The following is a 17,511-nucleotide window of genomic DNA, read 5'->3' on the forward strand; positions in this document are numbered from 1 at the left end:
CGTGTAGAGCCGAGCCCACGCTCGGCTGCTCTGCGGTCAGATCGCGCTGGCGCGCGCAGGCCGAGCATGGCTCGGCTCTACAGAGAGCAGGCAACGTGTCGGTCGGAAGTTCCGGTAGTGCCGGCAGGCTTACGCGCCCAGCGCGTATCCGAACTGCTGCTTGAACTGCTCGTTGAACTCATCGAAGGTGAAGCGCTGGTTCTGGGTGCCCGGGTGCTCGACCTTCAGTGCGCCCATCAGGTTGCCCATGCGGCCGATGGTCAGCCAGTCGTAGCCTTTCTGGATGCCGTAGATCAGGCCGGCGCGGAAGGCATCGCCGCAGCCGGTTGGATCGACCACACGGCGCTCGTGCGCCGGCGGGATGTCGTAGCTCTTGTCCGGCGTGTGGATGACCGCGCCCTTCGGGCCGCGGGTGGTGATGTAGGCCTGCACGCGGCTGACGATTTCCTTCTCGTCCCAGCCGGTGCGTTCCTGCAGCAGGTTCGACTCGTAGTCGTTGACCACCACGTAGTCGGCCTGCTCGATGAACTGGCGCAGCTCCGGTCCGTTGAACAGCGGCATGGCCTGGCCCGGGTCGAAGATGAACGGGATGCCGTCCTCGTGGAACTCCAGCGCGTTCTGGATCATGCCTTCGCGGCCGTCCGGGCCGACCAGGCCCAGGGTCACGCCCGGCACGCCACGCACGTGGTTCTCGTAGGAGCGCATCATCGCGCCCGGGTGGAAGGCGGTGATCTGGTTGTTGTCGTGGTCGGTGGTGATGAAGGCCTGCGGGGTGAACAGCTCATCGATCACGCGCACGCGCGACAGGTCGATGCCCAGGCCATCGAAGTACTCGCGGTACGGGCCGAAGTCCGAGCCGACCGTGCCCATCGGGATCGGGTGGCCGCCCAGTAGATGCAGGTTGTAGGCGATGTTGCCGGCGCAGCCGCCGAACTCGCGGCGCATCCGCGGGACCAGGAACGACACGTTCAGGATGTGCACCTTGTCCGGCAGGATGTGATTCTTGAACTGGTCCGGAAACACCATGATGGTGTCGAAGGCAAGAGAACCACAGATCAGAGCGGACATCGATGTAAGCCTATGCGGTGAATTTTGGGGTGGGCCTGCCCGCTTCGACGGGCAAGCAAACGGCGCCCTTGGGCGCCCGACGGCGCAAAGGTTACCCGCTGGTGCCGCTCAGGGCCAGAAGCGGGTGATGCCGGATCAGGCCCAAAGCCTGTGAAGACGCGGGTTCAGCTGGATTTTTCCTTGCTCGGCGGCAGGCGGGTTGCTAGGCTTGTCGGCCTCGATTTCTGCCCATTTTTTCGCCATCCCGCGGCGGGCACGACACCCCTCAGGACTCCTTCCTCAGATGTTCAAGAAACTCCGTGGCATGTTCTCCAATGACCTGTCCATCGACCTGGGCACGGCCAACACCCTCATTTACGTGCGCGGGCAGGGGATCGTGCTGAATGAGCCTTCGGTCGTGGCCGTGCGCCAGGACCGTGCCATCGGTGGCACCCGCTCGGTGGCAGCCGTCGGTGCCGAGGCCAAGCAGATGCTGGGCCGTACCCCGGGCCACATCACCACCATCCGCCCGATGAAGGATGGCGTCATCGCCGACTTCACCTATACCGAGGCGATGCTCAAGCACTTCATCAAGAAGGTGCACAAGTCCCGCGTGCTGCGCCCGAGTCCGCGCGTGCTGGTCTGTGTGCCGGCCGGCTCGACCCAGGTCGAGCGTCGTGCGATCAAGGAATCGGCCGAGGAAGCCGGTGCCCGCGACGTGTACCTGATCGAAGAGCCGATGGCCGCTGCGATCGGCGCCGGCATGCCGGTCACCGAAGCCCGTGGCTCGATGGTCATCGATATCGGCGGTGGCACCACCGAAGTGGCGGTCATCTCCCTCAACGGCATCGTCTATTCGGCCTCCGTCCGCATCGGTGGCGACCGCTTCGACGAGTCGATCACCAACTACGTGCGCCGCAACCACGGCATGCTGATCGGTGAAGCCACGGCCGAGCGCATCAAGGTGGAGCTGGGCTGTGCCTACCCGCAGGCAGAGGTGCAGGAGCTGGAGATTTCCGGCCGCAACCTCGCCGAGGGCGTGCCGAAGATGATCAAGATCAGCTCCAACGAAGTGCTCGAAGCCCTGCACGAACCCCTGTCGGGCATCGTCAGCGCGGTCAAGCTGGCCCTGGAGCAGACGCCGCCGGAACTGTGCGCCGACGTCGCCGAGCGCGGCATCGTGCTGACCGGTGGTGGCGCCCTGCTGCGTGACCTGGATCGCCTGATCTCCGAGGAGACCGGCCTGCACGTGCAGGTGGCCGACGATCCGCTGACCTGCGTGGCCCGCGGCGGCGGTCGTGCGCTGGAGCTGGTCGACATGCACGGCAACGAGTTCTTTGCGCCGGAATAAGCCGTCCCGGCCGTTCCTGCCCGCAGCGCCCCTCCGGGGTGCGGCCCGTCGCGTTGGCGGGCCGGCACCGGCGGGGCGTCCGCGTGTTTCCCCTCCGCCTTCTGCCAGTTGAATCGTTGCCGTGCCGCCCTACGCCGGTCCTCCCGTTGCTTCCCGATCCGGTGATGCCGCCAGCCCGCTGCGGCTGCTGGCCTATCTCGCGCTGGCCATCACCCTGATCGTCCTCGACGACCAGGCCGGTTGGCTGGCGCGCCTGCGTGAACAGGCCAACACCCTGGTGCAGCCGGTCTGGGCCCTGGCAGGCCTGCCGGGCAAGCTGGGCAGCCAGGTCAAGGACAACGCGGCCAGCCACAGCCAGCTGGTCAGCGAGAACCGCGAGCTGCGCAACCAGCTGCTGCTGGCCAACGCCCGCCTGACCCGTCTGCAGACCGCTGCACTGGACAATGCCCAGCTGCGCGAACTGCTGAACGTGGCCGAGCGCAGCGGACTGGACGTGCAGTTGGCGCCGATCCTCGATATCGACCTGGACCCGGTGAAACAGCGTCTGGTACTCGACGCAGGCAGCCGCGAGGGAGTGCATGTCGGCCAGGCGGTGATCGACGCCGGTGGGCTGATGGGCCAGGTGATCAGCGTTACCGGCGGCAGCTCTACCGTGCTGCTGCTGACCGACCCCGACCATGCCGTGCCGGTGACCGTGGCCCGCAACGGTGTCCGCCTGATCGTCTACGGTCGCGGCGATACGCTGGAACTGCGCGACATCCCGCTCAGTGCCGGGGTGGAAGTGGGCGATGAGATCGTCACCTCCGGTCTCGGTGGCCGTTTCCCGGCCGGTTTCCCGGTCGGCACCATCACCGCGCTGCGCCCGGATGACACCCATGCCTTCCTGGTCGGTGAGCTGAAGCCGGCCGCACAGCTCGACCGCGGCCGCGATGTGCTGCTGCTGCGCCCGGGCGCAGCGATCCGCATCCCGCCGGAAGTACGCCTGCAGCTGGAGGACACCGCGCCGGGCGGGCCAGCCAATGCGGCTACCGTGCCGGTCCCGTCAATTCCGGCAGCAGCACCGTCAGCAGCACCGGCAGACACCCGCGCAGGGCAGCCGTCGGCGCCGGCCGTCACTCCGGCGTCTTCGACCGCCCCGGATCCGCAGCCGGCAGCCGGACCGGCCGCCGCCGCAGAGGTCCAGCGATGAGCCGCCTGCGCGACAATCCCTGGGTGCTGCCGGCCAGTCTGGTGGTGGCCCTGCTGCTGGGCCTGCTGCCGCTGCCGGCCCTGCTGCAGCCGCTGCGCCCGTACTGGCTGGCGCTGGTGCTGGCGTACTGGGTGATCGAAACGCCCGAGCGCGTTGGTCTCGGCATCGCATTCGCCAGTGGCGTTGTCGCCGACCTGCTGTATGGCGGGGTGCTGGGTGAACAAGCGCTGCGCCTGGTGATGCTGGCCTTCATCCTGCAGCGCTTCCGCGCCCGCATCCGCTTCTTCCCGATGTCCCAGCAGATGCTCGCCATTGGTGGCCTGCTGTTCAACGACCGCATCGTCAGCGCGCTGGTGCACATCGTGGTGGATGAGCCGACGCTGCCGTGGTCGTACTGGTGGGCGCCGCTGCTGGGCATGGGCCTGTGGCCGCTGGTATTCGTGCTGCTGGACGCGGTGCGTTTCGGCAAACGCGGGCGTTGAGCCATGATTCCGCGCCGCCAGGTCAAGAACCCGCACGCCGAAGCCGAGCAGTTCCGCCGTCGTGCGGCGCTGGGTTTCCTGGGGGTGCTGGTCTGCCTGCTCGGGCTGGGGGGCTGGTACTTCAAGCTGCAGGTGCTGGACCACGACATCTACGCCACCCGTTCGGAAGCCAACCGCATCAAGCCGCGGCCGGTGGTGCCGGGGCGCGGCATGATCTACGACCGCAACGGCCGCCTGCTGGCCGAGAACGTGCCGGCTTTCCGCCTGGACGTGACCCCGGACAAGGTCAAGGACATGGATGCCACGCTGGAAGGACTGGCAAAGATCATCGAGATCAGTCCGGAAGAGCTGGAGGCGTTCAACAAGTCGCGCAAGGCGCGCCGGAAGTTCCTGCCGGTCACGCTCAAGCTGCGCATGACCGACGATGAGATGGCACGCTTCGCCGTCGATCGCTGGCGCTTCCCGGGTGTCGAGCTGGAGCCCTACCTGACCCGTCGTTATCCGTACGGCGATCTGTTCGCGCATATCATCGGCTACGTCGGTCGTGTCGATGACAAGGATCTGGAGATCCTTGGCGAGGGCAATGCCGCGTTGACCCACATCGGCAAGTCGGGCCTGGAGCGTTATTACGAGCAGCAGCTGCGCGGCAAGGTCGGTTACGAGCAGGTGGAGACCAACGTGCAGGGCCGTGCGATCCGCACCATCGGCCGCGTTGCCGCGCAGTCCGGTGTCGACCTGCGCCTGTCGATCGACGCCGACCTGCAGCGGGCGATGGTTGCCGCCTTCGGCGACCAGGAAGGCTCGGCGGTCGCGATGGACCCGCGCACGGGCGAGGTCCTGGCGATGGTCAGCCTGCCATCGTACGACCCGAACCTGTTCGTCAACGGCATCTCCCACGCCGATTTCAAAGCGTTGAACGACAATCCATCGCGCCCGCAGTTCAACCGCCTTGTACTGGGCGGTGTGGCCCCCGGCTCGACGCTCAAGCCGCTGATCGCACTGGCCGGTCTGGACGCCGGTGTGCGCCGCCCGGAAGACAAGATCCTGTCCACCGGCATGTTCTACCTGCCCGGCACCAGCCGCGGCTGGGGCGATGCCAACCGTGGCGGCCATGGCTGGACCGACCTGCGCAAGTCGATCTCAAATTCGGTCAATACCTATTACTACCGGCTGGCGCTGGACCTGGGCATCGAGCGTTTCGACCATTACATGGACTATTACGGTTTCGGCCAGCCGACCGGCATCGACCTGACCGGCGAGATCGGCGGCATCCTGCCGTCACCGGCGTACAAGCGGAAGACCCGCAAGGAAGCGTGGTACCCCGGCGATACGGTCAACATCAGCATCGGCCAGGGCGACTGGAAGGTCACTCCGCTGCAGCTGGCGCGGGGCGTCAGCGGTCTGGCCAGCGGGCAGCTGCGCACGCCGCACCTGGTCATCCAGCAGCGCGAAGGGTTCGACAGCGAGTGGACCGGGGTGCCGGCACGCGACAGCAAGCCGGTCAGCCCCAATCCGAACAACGTGCAGGCCGTGCGCGAAGGCATGATGGCGACCATGCAGCCCGGCGGCAGCGGCTGGCGGGTGGCGGTCGGGGCGCCGTACGTGATGGCCGGCAAGACCGGCACCGCGCAGGTGGTCAGCCGCCGTGGCACGGCAGCGGTGAATCCAAAGAGCCTGCCGATGCACCTGCGCCACCGTGCGCTGTTCGTTGGCTTCGCGCCGGCTGATCAGCCGGTGATCGCATTGGCGATCGCGGTGGAAGGCGGCGGTTACGGCGGCTCGGCAGCTGCGCCGATCGCACGCAAGGTGTTCGATGCCTGGCTGCTGGGCAAGATGCCCGATGGCATCCAGCCGCTGGACAGTGAACGCGGCACCACCGCCATCGGTGCGACCGCTTTCGACAACGAGGACGTGGGCGCCCGCCAGGCGGGGGATGCTGCCGCCGCACAGGTCGGTGAGCATCCGGTGCTGATCGGCGCTGCGGTCCCGCAGCCCCAGCCGCAACCGGGAACACCCGCTGCGCCGGCACCGGCACTGCCTGCCGCGCCGCGTCCACCGGCGGCTGCGGAGGCGACGCGATGAAGGCCTTCCTGCGATGGGCCGGGGACATGCTGCGGCGCTTCTTCAGCACGCTGGACTGGGTGCTGTGCCTTGCCCTGGGCGCGCTGATGATGATCGGCCTGGCCACGCTGAAGAGTGCGGGCGGCGACAGCCTGGTAATGGCGCAGGGCGCCCGCTTCGCCGTGGGCATGGCCGCGCTGTGGGCCATCTCGCGGGTACCGATCCTGCGCATCCGTTCGGCGACGCCGATGATCTACGCGATCTCGATGATCCCGTTGCTGGCGGTGTTCGTGCTCGGTACCGGCAAATACGGCCGGCAGTGGCTGGACCTGAAGTTCTTCTACCTGCAGCCGGCTGAACTGCTGAAGGTGAGCCTGCCGATGATGGTGGCCTGGTACCTGCACCGGGTGCCCTTGCCACCACGCATCAATACGGTGCTGGTGTCGCTGGTCATCATCGGCGTGCCGACCGGTCTGGTGATGCTGCAGCCGGACTTCGGCACGGGCGTGCTGATCGCCGCCAGCGGCGTGTTCGTGCTGCTGCTGGCCGGGTTGCCATGGTGGTGGGTGGGGCTGGGCGTGGGCGGCGTGGCCGCGGTTGCGCCGCTGGCCTGGTTCTGGCTGCTGCGGCCCTACCAGAAGGACCGCATCATGATGTTCCTCGACCCGGAAATGGATGCGCTGGGCGCGGGCTGGAACATCATCCAGTCGAAGATCGCGATCGGTTCCGGCGGGTTCGACGGCAAGGGCTGGGGCGAAGGCTCGCAGTCGCACCTGAACTTCATTCCCGAGCAGACCACCGACTTTGCATTCTCGGTGTTGAGCGAGGAATTCGGCTGGATCGGCGTGGCCGTCGTGCTGGCGCTGTACCTGGTGGTGATCGGGCGCTGCCTGTGGATTGCCAGCCAGTCGCGCGACTCCTATTCGCGGCTGCTGGCCGGTGCCACCGGCCTGGCGTTCTTCGTCTACGTGCTGGTCAATGGCGGAATGATCTCGGGTCTGTTGCCGGTGGTGGGCGTACCGATGCCGTTGATCAGCTATGGCGGTACGTCGGCCGTCTCGCTGCTGGCCGGCTTCGGGCTGGTGATGGCAGTGCGCAGCCACAATCCCGTGCACGGCGGCTACGGCTAGCACCTCCGGGAGCGCGCGGCCGACGCGGGTTGCGGCACCTCTGCGGTTTCGGGCAAGGCCGGGGCCGTCCAACGCTTGCGCAACGCCCTTCATGGAAGCGTTCCCATGAAGACGCGCAACAGCAGGTCTGCTGACCAAAGCCCTAAAAAAACGTTATCTAGTTCACACTTTTACGCTGCGTTGATTTTGATCAATGGACTTGTCGCAATCGGCCTGCACAATGGCGGCCCGTTCGGCACGGCGCGCCGTCTATCGTTGCAGCGCGAGGGGGCGTCGGGCGGGAAGCAGTACTGATCCAACGGATACAGGGCGCGCGGGGTACTGCCACTGGGGAGCGGCAGCCGCGCGCGTATCGACCGGATCCGGTCGCCGGTTGCGTCTGCGGGGATGGGGACGCAACCGGCAACCTCTCAACTGAATGCGATGGATCGCTCACATCGTTTTCACAATTTCGACTGCTTGCAAGCAAATCGTTGTGATTCATGGTGTTAGGGGTTTTAATTCATCCATGACCTGCTAACCTGCGACGATGATTCGACGCACTCTGGCCTGCATGCTTACCCTCGGCCTGGTCGCCTGCGCGACCCAGCCGACATCTCCACCGTCTTCACCGCAGGCCAGCAGCACGCCGCGCCATCCGGCCAGCAAGCCCAAGGGACCGGCCGAGGCCGCACTGGAAGCCACCGCCGCCACCGCGCCGCCGGTCGATCTCACGCCGGTTCCGTTCGAGACCGCGCGCGCCACCTTCATCGCCGATACCGCCAAGCGTTACGGACTCCAGCCCGACGAGATCCGTCGCGTGCTCGACCAGGCGCAGGTGCGCCAGCCGATCATCGCCGCGATGTCGCGCCCTGCCGAACGGGTCAAACCCTGGAACGAATACCGGCCGATGTTCATCAGCAAGGCGCGCATCGAGGGGGGCCGTGCCTTCCTCGCCGAACACCGCGCCGAGCTGGATCGCGTGCAGCAGCGCACCGGTGTTCCGGCCGAGGTGATCGTGGCGATCATCGGCGTGGAGACCAGCTATGGCAGGAATGCCGGCAACCACCGCGTGCTCGATGCGCTGTACACGCTGGCCTTCTACTACCCGCGCAGCGGCGATCCGGAGAAGCTGGAACGCGAGGTGCGCCGCGAGCTGTTCTTCCGTGATGAACTGGCCAAGCTGTTTGAACTGGGCCGCGAGGAGAAACTCGACATCACCACGCTCAAGGGCAGCTATGCCGGTGCGATGGGCATGGGCCAGTTCATGCCGTCCAGCTACCTGGACTATGCCGTGGATGGCAACGGCGACGGTCGCCGTGACCTGTTCAACAGCTACGACGACGTGTTTTCCTCCATTGCCAACTACTTCGTGAAGAAGGGAGGCTGGGTCCGGGGCGGGCAGGTGGCCGTGCCGGCGACACTCGCTCCGGGGCGCGAGGAATTCAATCCGACCGAGTGGGCACCGACCTGGTCGCTGGCCGATCTGGCCCAGCGTGGCTATCAGCCTGCCGCACCGGTACAGCCGGGTGCGACGGCCACTCCGGTTACGCTCGAGGGCAGCACCGGCAAGCAGTACTGGCTGGGCTTCCAGAACTACTACGCGATCACCCGCTACAACCTCTCGAAGATGTATGCGATGGCCGTGTTCCAGTTGTCGCAGGCCATTGCCGGACAGGAGCTGCCCCCGGCATGAACATCAGATGGCTGGTCCCTGGATTGATCGTCCTCGCGCTGGCCGCCTGCAGCAGCGCGCCGAAGAAGCCGGCCACCGCCGGCCACGGTGGGACGCCTTCCGGTACGGTGGTGCAGGGCAGGGGCACGCGCCCGGCGCATTGTCCGGAGGGATCGCCCTATGCGGCGGCCAAGGAAGACCCGAACACGCGGGGCAACTACACCGCCGGCGGCCTGTACCGGCCGGGCGTGAAAGACAGCACGCCGAGCTACATTCCGAACGTGGCCTGCATTCCCGAGCCGGAAGTGACGGCTGAAACACGTTCGGCCATCGGCAACAAGTCGCCGTACGTGGTGCTGGGCAAGTCGTACAAGGTGCTCGACGATACCCGCGATTATGTCGAGCGCGGTACGGCGTCGTACTACGGCGCCAAGTTCCACGGCCGCCTGACCTCGAACCGGGAGGTCTACGACATGTACCAGTTCACCGCTGCGCACAAGACGCTGCCGCTGCCCAGCTTCGCCCGCGTGACCAATCTGGACAACGGCGAGTCGGTGATCGTGCGGGTCAATGACCGGGGCCCGTTCCATGATGGCCGCGTGGTCGATCTGAGCTATGCCGCTGCGGTACGCCTGGGCATCACCCAGCGCGGAACCGGCAATGTGGAGGTGCGCGCGCTGCAGCCGGGTGAGGGCAATCTGCTGGCGCAGAAGCCGTCGCGCCGCGAGCGCCGGGCGGCCGAAGCCGCCGCCGCTGCCGGTGCGGCGACGACGATGGCGAGCACTGTCGCCACGCGCCCGGCGGCCGACAGCGACATCGACCGCCTGGTCAAACGCCTGCCTGCCGATGCGGTGCCGACGCGGGGCCAGCCGGCCACCACGCAGGCGGTGGTCAGCACGCCGCCGGACGTGGCGGTCAGCAGCCTGCCGCCGAGTGCAGTGGGCGTCCGCACTGCGGCACCTGCCGCTGCGCCGGCGAGGGTCGCCGCCACGGCGCCGCGCGCTTCCGCGGCACCGGCCAGCAGCCCCACGCTGTCGCAGCAGGTGGTGGGTGCGGTGATGGTGCAGGTGGCCAGCTTCTCCAACCGTGACAATGCCAATCGTGCGATGGGCCAGCTCAATGCGGCCGGCATCGTCGGCGCGACCATCAGCGACATCGCCGCCGGTGGCCGCACGCTCTTCCGTCTGCGCGTACCCGCCAGCGACCATGCCAGTGCCGCGGAACTTGTCGGCCGCATCGCCGGTCTGGGCCTTGGATCGCCGCAGATCGTCAAGGATTGATCCCGCCCGGGTCGGTGCTGCCGGCCCGGGCCCCCCCGGCCTACAATGGCCATTCTGTTCCCCCTCCATTCCCGGCCGTCCCTGGAGCCCGCTGTCCAATGAATTTCCGTTCCGCCGCCACCGCCCTGGCCGCCACCCTGGTGGTGGGCCTGGCTTCTGCCCAGACGCCGCTGCCGACCCCGGCCGCACCTGCACCTGCCGCCGCTGCGGCTCCGGCCACCGTGGCCACGCCACCGGCCCCGGTGCCGAGTGTGTCCAAGGCCTGGATCCTGATGGACTACGCCACCGGCCAGGTGCTGGCGGGCGAGAACATCCACGAGCAGCTGGCGCCGGCCAGCATCACCAAGGTGATGACCTCCTACGTGATCGCCGCCGAGGTCAAGAACGGCAAGGTCCGTGCGGATGACCAGGTGATGATGAGCGAGCGCGCCTGGCGCGAAGGCGGTGCGGGTACCGACGGCAGCTACAGCGGCTTCCCGGTGAACCAGACCGCGCGCCTGGAAGACATGGAAAAGGGCATGGCCATCCAGTCCGGCAACGATGCCGCGATCGCCCTGGCCGAGCACGTGGCGGGCAGCGAGGAAGCCTTCGCCTCGCTGATGAACAGCTACGCCGCCAAGATCGGCATGAAGAACTCGCACTTCGTCAACGCCCACGGCCTGACCGCCGCGGGCCACCACAGCACCGCCTATGATCTGGCGTTGCTGGGACGGGCGATGGTGCGTGATTACCCGGAAACCTACGCGTACAACAAGATCAAGGAATTCCAGGTCGGCAACATCAAGCAGCCCAACCGCAACCTGCTGTTGTGGCGCGACGGCAGTGTCGATGGCATCAAGACCGGGCACACCTCCGAGGCGGGCTACTGCCTGATGAGCTCGGCGCAGCGCGGCGACCAGCGTCTGATCGCGGTGGTGCTGGGTGGCGCCTCCGAGAAGCAGCGCGCCGATGACAGCCTGGCGCTGTTGAACTGGGGCTTCCGCTTCTTCGAAACGCACCGCCTGTATGAGCCGGGCAAGGCCGTCGCCGAGCACAAGGTGTGGAAGGGCACCAGTGACAAGGTGCAGCTGGGCGTGGCGCAGCCGATGCTGGTCAGCGTGCCGCGTGGCCGCTACAACGATCTGAAGCCGAGCATCGATGTGCCCAAGACCCTGGAAGCGCCGTTCACGGCCGGCCAGCAGATCGGCACGGTGAAGGTGAGCCTGGATGGCAAGGTGGTGGCCGAAGCGCCGCTGGTGGCGGTGGCTGCCGTCGAGCAGGCCGGCTTCTTCAAGCGCCTGTGGGACAGCTTCTGGATGTGGTGGGAATCGGAATGATCCGCGGCGCCATGCGATGACGTGAAAAGGAAAAGGCCGGCGCATGCCGGCCTTTTCCGTTGCAACCAATGTGCGGACCAGATGTCCGCACTGTTCTAGAGCGAACGGCTGATGGTGAAGCTGCCGAACACCGGTGCCTCGCGCTGGCCGTTGAACTCGCGGGTGCTGTGGTAGCGCGCCGCCGCGAACTTCCAGCGACCGCGCATCACCGCGATTCCGTAGCCGCCGTAGGCCACGATGTGGCGCTTGTCGACGCTGTGGCTGTTGCGGAAGGTGTTGCCGTCCAGGGTGATGTCGCGGATCACCCAGGCAGCATCGCTGGTAGCGAACAGGTGCCATGACCAGCCGCTCGGCCTGCCACTGCGGGTCGGCGCGGTGTTCTCGCCGGCAGGACGCAGCGGCGTGCTGCCGAAGTCATCCGGCAGCTTCCAGCCGAAGCGCACCTCGCCACCGATGTTGGCCTTGGTCGCCAGGTTGCCGACCGAGCCGCCGTAGTGGCTGATCGCGTCCCAGCCCCAGCCGCCCGCGTTGACGCTGGCATCGCCCGGCCAACGACGCATCCGCTCATGGGTCAGCATCACCAGCGGCTCGTTGTGCAGCTGGTTGTCCCAGCCCTGGAATTTCTCGTCGCCCAGCACCTCATGCACAGCGTTCTGCACCTGCTTGCCCTGGGCCCACGGACCGACAACGCCCAGCGTCAGCTGGGTGGTCTGCAGCCGATCACCACTGCGCGCGTTGTAGCCGAAGCTGGCGATCAGCACGCCCGCGTAGGGGCGGTCATCCTTGATCAGGTCCTTCCGGGTGAAGTCGGTCGGGGTGAAGATGCCCTGGGCGATGCTGAAGATCATGTTCTGCTGTTCGAACCGGCCCGGGTGCAGGCGCTCCAGATAGCCGTTGACCCAGCGCGCCAGGCGCGGCAGGCAGGGATCGTCGGTGTAATCGACGAGGTTCGGTGATACGAAGGTCAGTTCGGCGCCGTTGGTATACCCCTGGTCCTGGTGGCGGCCGCCGAACAGGTCGTTGTCAACGCGGAAATTGATCTGCGGCGGGTGCTCACGCATGGCATCGGGGCCGCATTGTTCGGCGGCCTGCGCGGCAAGGGGGAGGGCGGCGGCCAGGAGGCCGGACAGCCCGAGGGCTGCGACGCTACGCATGGATGGAATGCTCATGGGGAAAGGGGTGGTCGTCTGTCGTTATATGCAACGACACGGTACCCCGGCCCGCGTGACGGTACGAGCGCGTCCCGGTCACTTGTCTGTTCCGAAAACGACATTGTCTCGTGACGACAACCGGCGCCGGGGCGTGCCGCGCCCCCGCGCAGCAGGAAGCTGAATGGGAATTCAGGTGCAACGCAGCGGCCTGCCGGTGTCCGTGTTGACCTGGATGAATACTCTTGGGTTTGTTGCCCTGCGGCCCGATAATGGGTCCATGGAAATCAAGTCCGACAACCCCGACCACGGCTTCCAGTTCCCCGGCCAGTTCGAGCTCAGCGCAATGGGCCCGGCCAACCGCGGCCTGGAGCATGAGCTTCCCCGACTGCTGCAGGCCGAAGGCCTGGACGTCGTGAACGAGCGCATCAGCTGGAAGCATTCGTCCAATGGCAAGTACGTGTCGGTCCGGCTGGTGTTCAAGGCCGAGACCCGCGAACAGTACGACGCCGCCCATCGGGCGCTGCGCGATCACCCGGAAGTGAAGTGGACGCTGTAGCCGACAGCTGCCCGGCCGACGCCGCTCCGGAAAACCGCCCGCCGCGTCCGGCGCTGGTGCGCGACCTTGGCCGCCAGGCCTATGAGCCGGTCTGGCGGGCGATGCAGCGCTTCACCGATCAGCGCGCTGACGAGACGACCGACGAGCTGTGGGTGGTGGAGCATGATCCGGTGTTCACCCTCGGCCAGGCCGGCAAGGACGAGCATGTGCTGGCCCCGGGGGCGATCCCGGTGCTGCACGTGGACCGCGGCGGCCAGGTCACCTACCACGGGCCGGGGCAGATCGTGATCTACCCGCTGCTGCGCCTGCCGCGCCTGGGCATCGGCGTGCGCGACTACGTGTGCCGCATCGAGCAGGCCATCATCGATACGTTGGCCGAATGGAACATCGGTGCCGAACGCCGCGAAGGTGCCCCGGGCGTCTACGTTGGCAATGCCAAGATTGCCGCGCTGGGCATCCGCGTGCGCCGTGGCTGCACCTTCCATGGCCTGGCCTTCAACGTGGCCATGGACCTGGAACCCTTCCACCGCATCAACCCCTGTGGTTATCAGGGGCTGCAGGTGACCTCGGTGGTAGACTTGGGCGGGCCGTCCGGGATGGATGCCGTCAAGACGGTGCTGCTGGAACAGCTGGCCCGCCAGTTCGGCCTGCGGCTGCAGCACGTGCCCGAACTGCCTGATCTCTCTGCGGCCGCCTGACCGCTCCCCGGAACTGCCATGACTGAAACCACTGCCCGCACCATTCCCCTGCAGATCGTGCAGGGCGACCTTCCGACCGCCGCGCCGTTGCAGGCCGGCGTCAAGCAGCTGGGCGGGGACAAGATCAACCGTTCGCCGGTTCAGTTCGCCGATGCACCGGTGCTGCGCAAGCCCTCCTGGATCCGCGTGCGCATTCCCTCGGGCAATGCGGTCCAGAACCTGAAGGCCAAGCTGCGCGAGAACCGCCTGGTGACGGTCTGCGAGGAAGCCAGCTGCCCGAACATCCATGAGTGCTTCGGCCACGGTACGGCGACCTTCATGATCCTGGGCGAGGTCTGCACCCGCCGCTGCTCGTTCTGCGACGTCGCCCACGGCCGGCCCAAGCCGCCGGATGCCAACGAGCCGGCCAGCCTCGGCCAGACGGTGGCCGACATGGGCCTGAAGTATGTGGTGGTGACCAGTGTCGACCGCGATGACCTGCGCGACGGCGGTGCCCAGCACTTCGTCGACTGCATCACCGCCATCCGTGAGAAGTCGCCGGGTACCCGCATCGAAGTGCTGACCCCGGACTTCCGCGGCAAGGGCCGCATGGAGCGCGCGCTGGACATCCTCGCGCAGAACCCGCCGGACGTGTTCAACCACAACATCGAGACCGTGCCGGACCTGTACCGCAACGTGCGCCCGGGCGCGGACTACCAGTGGTCGCTGACGCTGCTGAAGAACTTCAAGGCCCAGCACCCGCAGGTGCCGACCAAGAGCGGCATCATGCTGGGTCTTGGCGAGGACTTCGAGCAGATCAAGGCGACGATGCGTGACCTGCGTGCCCACGACGTGGACATGATCACCATCGGCCAGTACCTGCAGCCGACCGCGCACCACCACCCGGTGCTGAAGTACTGGACGCCCGAGGATTACAAGGCGCTGGAAGACTACGGCTATGAGCTGGGCTTCAGTCACGTCGCCTCCGGCCCCATGGTGCGCTCTTCGTACCACGCCGACGTGCAGGCCAAGGGCGCCGGAGTTTCCTGACCGGTAGATCCGGGCCATGCCCGGCGGTTCTTTCCCGCTGCGCTCGTCGGGCATGACCCGGCGCTACCGATGGGCGTGCCTACCACCGTGGTGGGCGCGGACCGTTGGTCCGCACGCCTTCGCCTGCATTCACAATTTGCTACACCGGCCCCGCTAGGCTGGTTTTCCACCGGATGCGGACGGGTGACAAACCCGGCAACTTTCGGCACTGTCGTGATGTCTGAACACCACGCAGTCTCCCCCTTGGCAAGGCGCCTTCGAGCACGTTCATGAAATTCAAAGCCCCCGCATTCCTGATGGCCCTGGCGCTGGTAGCGCCGCTGGCGCTGTCGGCCAAGGCCGATTCGCCGGCGCTGCCGGCTGCGGCGACCGCCGATCAGGTGACCACCTCCAAGCTGGTGTACGGCCTGTTGTCCGACAGCCGGTACGCCTACCGTCCGCGTGCGCTCGATGAAGCCACCTCCAAGGATGTGTTCAAGCGTTACCTGGAGACCCTGGACGGCGGCAAGCAGTACTTCACCCAGGCCGATGTGGCGCGCTTCGCACCCTTCGAGGCGAACATCGCCAATGCCATCCGTGGCGGTGAACTTGAGCCGGCCTTCCAGGTCTTCGCGGTGTACAAACAGCGCGTAGGCGAGCGCGTGGCTTACGCACGCAAGCTGCTCAGGCAGGAGCCGGACTTCACCACCGACGAGCGCTTTGAGTACGACCGCAAGAAGGTGCCGTGGGCGGCCAGCAATGCCGAGCTGGATGAACTGTGGCGCAAGTCGGTCAAGAATGACTGGCTGCGCCTGAAGCTGGCCGGCAAGAAGCCGGACGACATCCGCAAGACGCTCGACAAGCGCTACGCGACGCTGGAGAAGTCGGTCAACGAGCTGAAGGGCGAGGATGTCTTCCAGTTCTTCCTCAACGCCTACACCAGTGCGGTCGATCCGCACACCGACTACTTCACTCCGCGTACCGCCGAGAACTTCAACCAGGCGATGTCGCTGTCGCTGGAAGGCATCGGTGCGCAGCTGCAGCGCCAGGACGACATGGTGGTGATCCGCGAGATCATCGCCGGCGGACCGGCCTCCGTGGATGGCACCCTGAAGCCGGGTGACCGCATCGTCGGCGTCGGCCAGGGCAAGTCCGGCGTGGTCGAGGATGTGATCGGCTGGCGCATCGACGACGTCGTGGCCAAGATCCGCGGTGCCAAGGATACCCAGGTCAAGCTGGAGTTCATCCCGGCCGAGGAGGGCGCCGACGGCAAGCATCACACCCTGGTCCTGACCCGGCAGAAGGTGCGCCTGGCCGAGCAGGCCGCCAAGGGTGAAACCATGACCATTCCGGCCGCCAACGGCGAGCCGGCGCGGAAGATCGGCGTGATCAAGCTGCCGACCTTCTACCAGGACTTCGAGGGCCGCCGCCGCAATGCCGCCGATTATGCGTCGGCCACCCGCGATGTGGCCAAGCTGCTGGCGGGCTTCAAGAACGACAAGCTCGACGGCGTCGTGCTGGACCTGCGCAACAACGGTGGTGGCTCGCTGGACGAGGCGATCGAACTGACCGGGCTGTTCATCGAACAGGGCCCCGTGGTGCAGGTGCGTGAATCGGGCGGCCGCATCACCGTCAACAGCGACCGCAATCAGGGCGTGGCGTGGGACGGCCCGCTGGCCGTGCTGGTCAACCGTGGTTCGGCCTCGGCGTCGGAAATCTTCGCCGGTGCCATCCAGGACTACGGCCGCGGCCTGGTGATCGGCGAGACCACCTTCGGCAAGGGCACCGTGCAGAACATCGTCGACCTTGATCGCTGGCCGAGCGGCGAAACGCAGCGCTTCGGCCAGGTCAAGCTGACCATCGCCCAGTTCTTCCGCATCAGCGGCAGCAGCACCCAGCACAAGGGCGTGGTGCCGGACCTGGCGTTCCCCGCCAGCGTCGATGCCACCGAGTTCGGCGAAAGCACCTACGACAATGCCCTGCCGTGGACCCGCATCGCCGCGGTGCCGCATACGCAGTACGGCAACTTCGCGCCGCTGCTGCCGAAGCTGGAAACCCGCCACGAGGCACGCATCGCCACCGACAAGGAATTCGTGTGGTGGAACGAGGATGTCGAGCAGTTCCGTGCCGAAGCGGCGAAGAAGTATGTCTCGCTCAATGAAGCGACGCGTCGTGCCGAGCGGGAACGCCAGGACACCCAGCGCAAGGAGCGCCAGATCATGCGCAAGGAGCTGGGCCTGGCCCTGGATCCGCTGGCCGATGACAGCAGCGATGACGGCCTGACCGGCAACGAGCGCGATATCGTCAAGGATGCCGCCCGTGAGAAGGCCGCCGAGAAGCGACCGGACCCGCTGCTGCGTGAATCCGCTGCGATCCTGGCCGATGCGGTGAATCTGCTGGCCAATGATCGCCCGCTGTCGGCGCAGGTGCTGCCGCAGTCCACCGGGGCCGGTCGCTGGGCCGACTGAGCCACGCGTGACATGAAGTACCCCACGGGGGCCGGCCAGGCGCCCCCCGCGGGGGTGTCGCGGCGGGCCCCGGGCGGCGACCGCCCGGCCGGGGGAGGCTACCGGGCCGCCCACCGGGGG

General features: G+C 66.9%; 15 protein-coding genes. 13 read left to right on the forward strand and 2 right to left on the reverse strand.

Annotated elements, in window-relative coordinates; genetic code table 11:
* Positions 1 to 129: 129 nt before the first annotated feature.
* Positions 130 to 1,068 carry a carbohydrate kinase family protein gene (locus tag ACVOME_RS15995; RefSeq protein WP_053519641.1) on the reverse strand — a complete coding sequence of 313 codons (939 nt, stop codon included), beginning with the start codon at positions 1,066 to 1,068 and terminating at the stop codon, positions 130 to 132.
* Positions 1,069 to 1,351: 283 nt separating this feature from the next.
* On the opposite strand from ACVOME_RS15995, the gene ACVOME_RS16000 reads away from it, so the two are divergent.
* The 9 genes from ACVOME_RS16000 (at position 1,352) to ACVOME_RS16040 (ending at position 11,510) form a co-directional block, all read left to right on the forward strand.
* Positions 1,352 to 2,398, forward strand: coding sequence for a rod shape-determining protein (locus ACVOME_RS16000; RefSeq protein ID WP_005411077.1), 1,047 nt, complete (start codon positions 1,352 to 1,354; stop codon positions 2,396 to 2,398).
* A gap of 121 nt (positions 2,399 to 2,519) precedes the next feature.
* Entirely contained in the window at positions 2,520 to 3,587 is a 1,068-nt protein-coding gene (gene mreC, locus ACVOME_RS16005; RefSeq protein ID WP_481505278.1) for a rod shape-determining protein MreC, read from the forward strand.
* Positions 3,584 to 4,069 carry a rod shape-determining protein MreD gene (gene mreD, locus ACVOME_RS16010; RefSeq protein ID WP_053519639.1) on the forward strand — a complete coding sequence of 162 codons (486 nt, stop codon included), beginning with the start codon at positions 3,584 to 3,586 and terminating at the stop codon, positions 4,067 to 4,069. The genes mreC and mreD overlap by 4 nt, the downstream gene beginning before the upstream one ends.
* A 3-nt stretch (positions 4,070 to 4,072) precedes the next feature.
* The gene (gene mrdA, locus ACVOME_RS16015; protein ID WP_065175165.1) at positions 4,073 to 6,151 is read left to right on the forward strand and encodes a penicillin-binding protein 2; all 2,079 of its coding nucleotides are present in this window, start codon (positions 4,073 to 4,075) and stop codon (positions 6,149 to 6,151) included.
* Entirely contained in the window at positions 6,148 to 7,260 is a 1,113-nt protein-coding gene (gene rodA, locus ACVOME_RS16020) for a rod shape-determining protein RodA (protein WP_053519637.1), read from the forward strand. Before mrdA ends, rodA begins: the two co-directional genes overlap by 4 nt.
* 105 nt (positions 7,261 to 7,365) lie before the next feature.
* On the forward strand, positions 7,366 to 7,554 hold the full coding sequence (locus tag ACVOME_RS16025) for a hypothetical protein (protein ID WP_197572726.1): 189 nt from the start codon (positions 7,366 to 7,368) through the stop codon (positions 7,552 to 7,554).
* Between the two features lie 235 nt (positions 7,555 to 7,789).
* Positions 7,790 to 8,935, forward strand: a complete 1,146-nt coding sequence (gene mltB, locus ACVOME_RS16030) for a lytic murein transglycosylase B (RefSeq protein ID WP_481505279.1) — start codon at positions 7,790 to 7,792, stop codon at positions 8,933 to 8,935.
* Complete coding sequence (locus ACVOME_RS16035; RefSeq protein ID WP_253120110.1) at positions 8,932 to 10,194, forward strand: septal ring lytic transglycosylase RlpA family protein; 1,263 nt, start codon at positions 8,932 to 8,934, stop codon at positions 10,192 to 10,194. Before mltB ends, ACVOME_RS16035 begins: the two co-directional genes overlap by 4 nt.
* Positions 10,195 to 10,292: 98 nt before the next feature.
* Positions 10,293 to 11,510 (forward strand): D-alanyl-D-alanine carboxypeptidase family protein, encoded by a 1,218-nt coding sequence (locus tag ACVOME_RS16040; protein WP_053519634.1) that lies wholly within the window; start codon positions 10,293 to 10,295, stop codon positions 11,508 to 11,510.
* Positions 11,511 to 11,605: 95 nt separating this feature from the next.
* Here the strand turns inward: ACVOME_RS16040 and ACVOME_RS16045 are convergent, their stop codons facing one another.
* Positions 11,606 to 12,664, reverse strand: a complete 1,059-nt coding sequence (locus ACVOME_RS16045; RefSeq protein ID WP_181452106.1) for a lipid A deacylase LpxR family protein — start codon at positions 12,662 to 12,664, stop codon at positions 11,606 to 11,608.
* A 274-nt stretch (positions 12,665 to 12,938) separates the two neighbouring features.
* Between ACVOME_RS16045 and ACVOME_RS16050 the strand changes: the two genes are divergently transcribed.
* The 4 genes from ACVOME_RS16050 to ACVOME_RS16065 all read left to right on the forward strand — a co-directional run bounded on the left by ACVOME_RS16050 (position 12,939) and on the right by ACVOME_RS16065 (position 17,391).
* Complete coding sequence (locus tag ACVOME_RS16050; protein WP_053519645.1) at positions 12,939 to 13,217, forward strand: YbeD family protein; 279 nt, start codon at positions 12,939 to 12,941, stop codon at positions 13,215 to 13,217.
* Positions 13,205 to 13,915 carry a lipoyl(octanoyl) transferase LipB gene (gene lipB, locus ACVOME_RS16055; protein WP_053519632.1) on the forward strand — a complete coding sequence of 237 codons (711 nt, stop codon included), beginning with the start codon at positions 13,205 to 13,207 and terminating at the stop codon, positions 13,913 to 13,915. Before ACVOME_RS16050 ends, lipB begins: the two co-directional genes overlap by 13 nt.
* An 18-nt stretch (positions 13,916 to 13,933) precedes the next feature.
* Positions 13,934 to 14,944 (forward strand): lipoyl synthase, encoded by a 1,011-nt coding sequence (gene lipA, locus ACVOME_RS16060; RefSeq protein WP_346475747.1) that lies wholly within the window; start codon positions 13,934 to 13,936, stop codon positions 14,942 to 14,944.
* A 269-nt stretch (positions 14,945 to 15,213) separates the two neighbouring features.
* Positions 15,214 to 17,391, forward strand: a complete 2,178-nt coding sequence (locus ACVOME_RS16065) for a carboxy terminal-processing peptidase (RefSeq protein ID WP_053519630.1) — start codon at positions 15,214 to 15,216, stop codon at positions 17,389 to 17,391.
* The last annotated feature ends 120 nt before the right edge of the window (positions 17,392 to 17,511 follow it).

The sequence above is a fragment of the Stenotrophomonas sp. STEN008 genome (assembly GCF_056760435.1).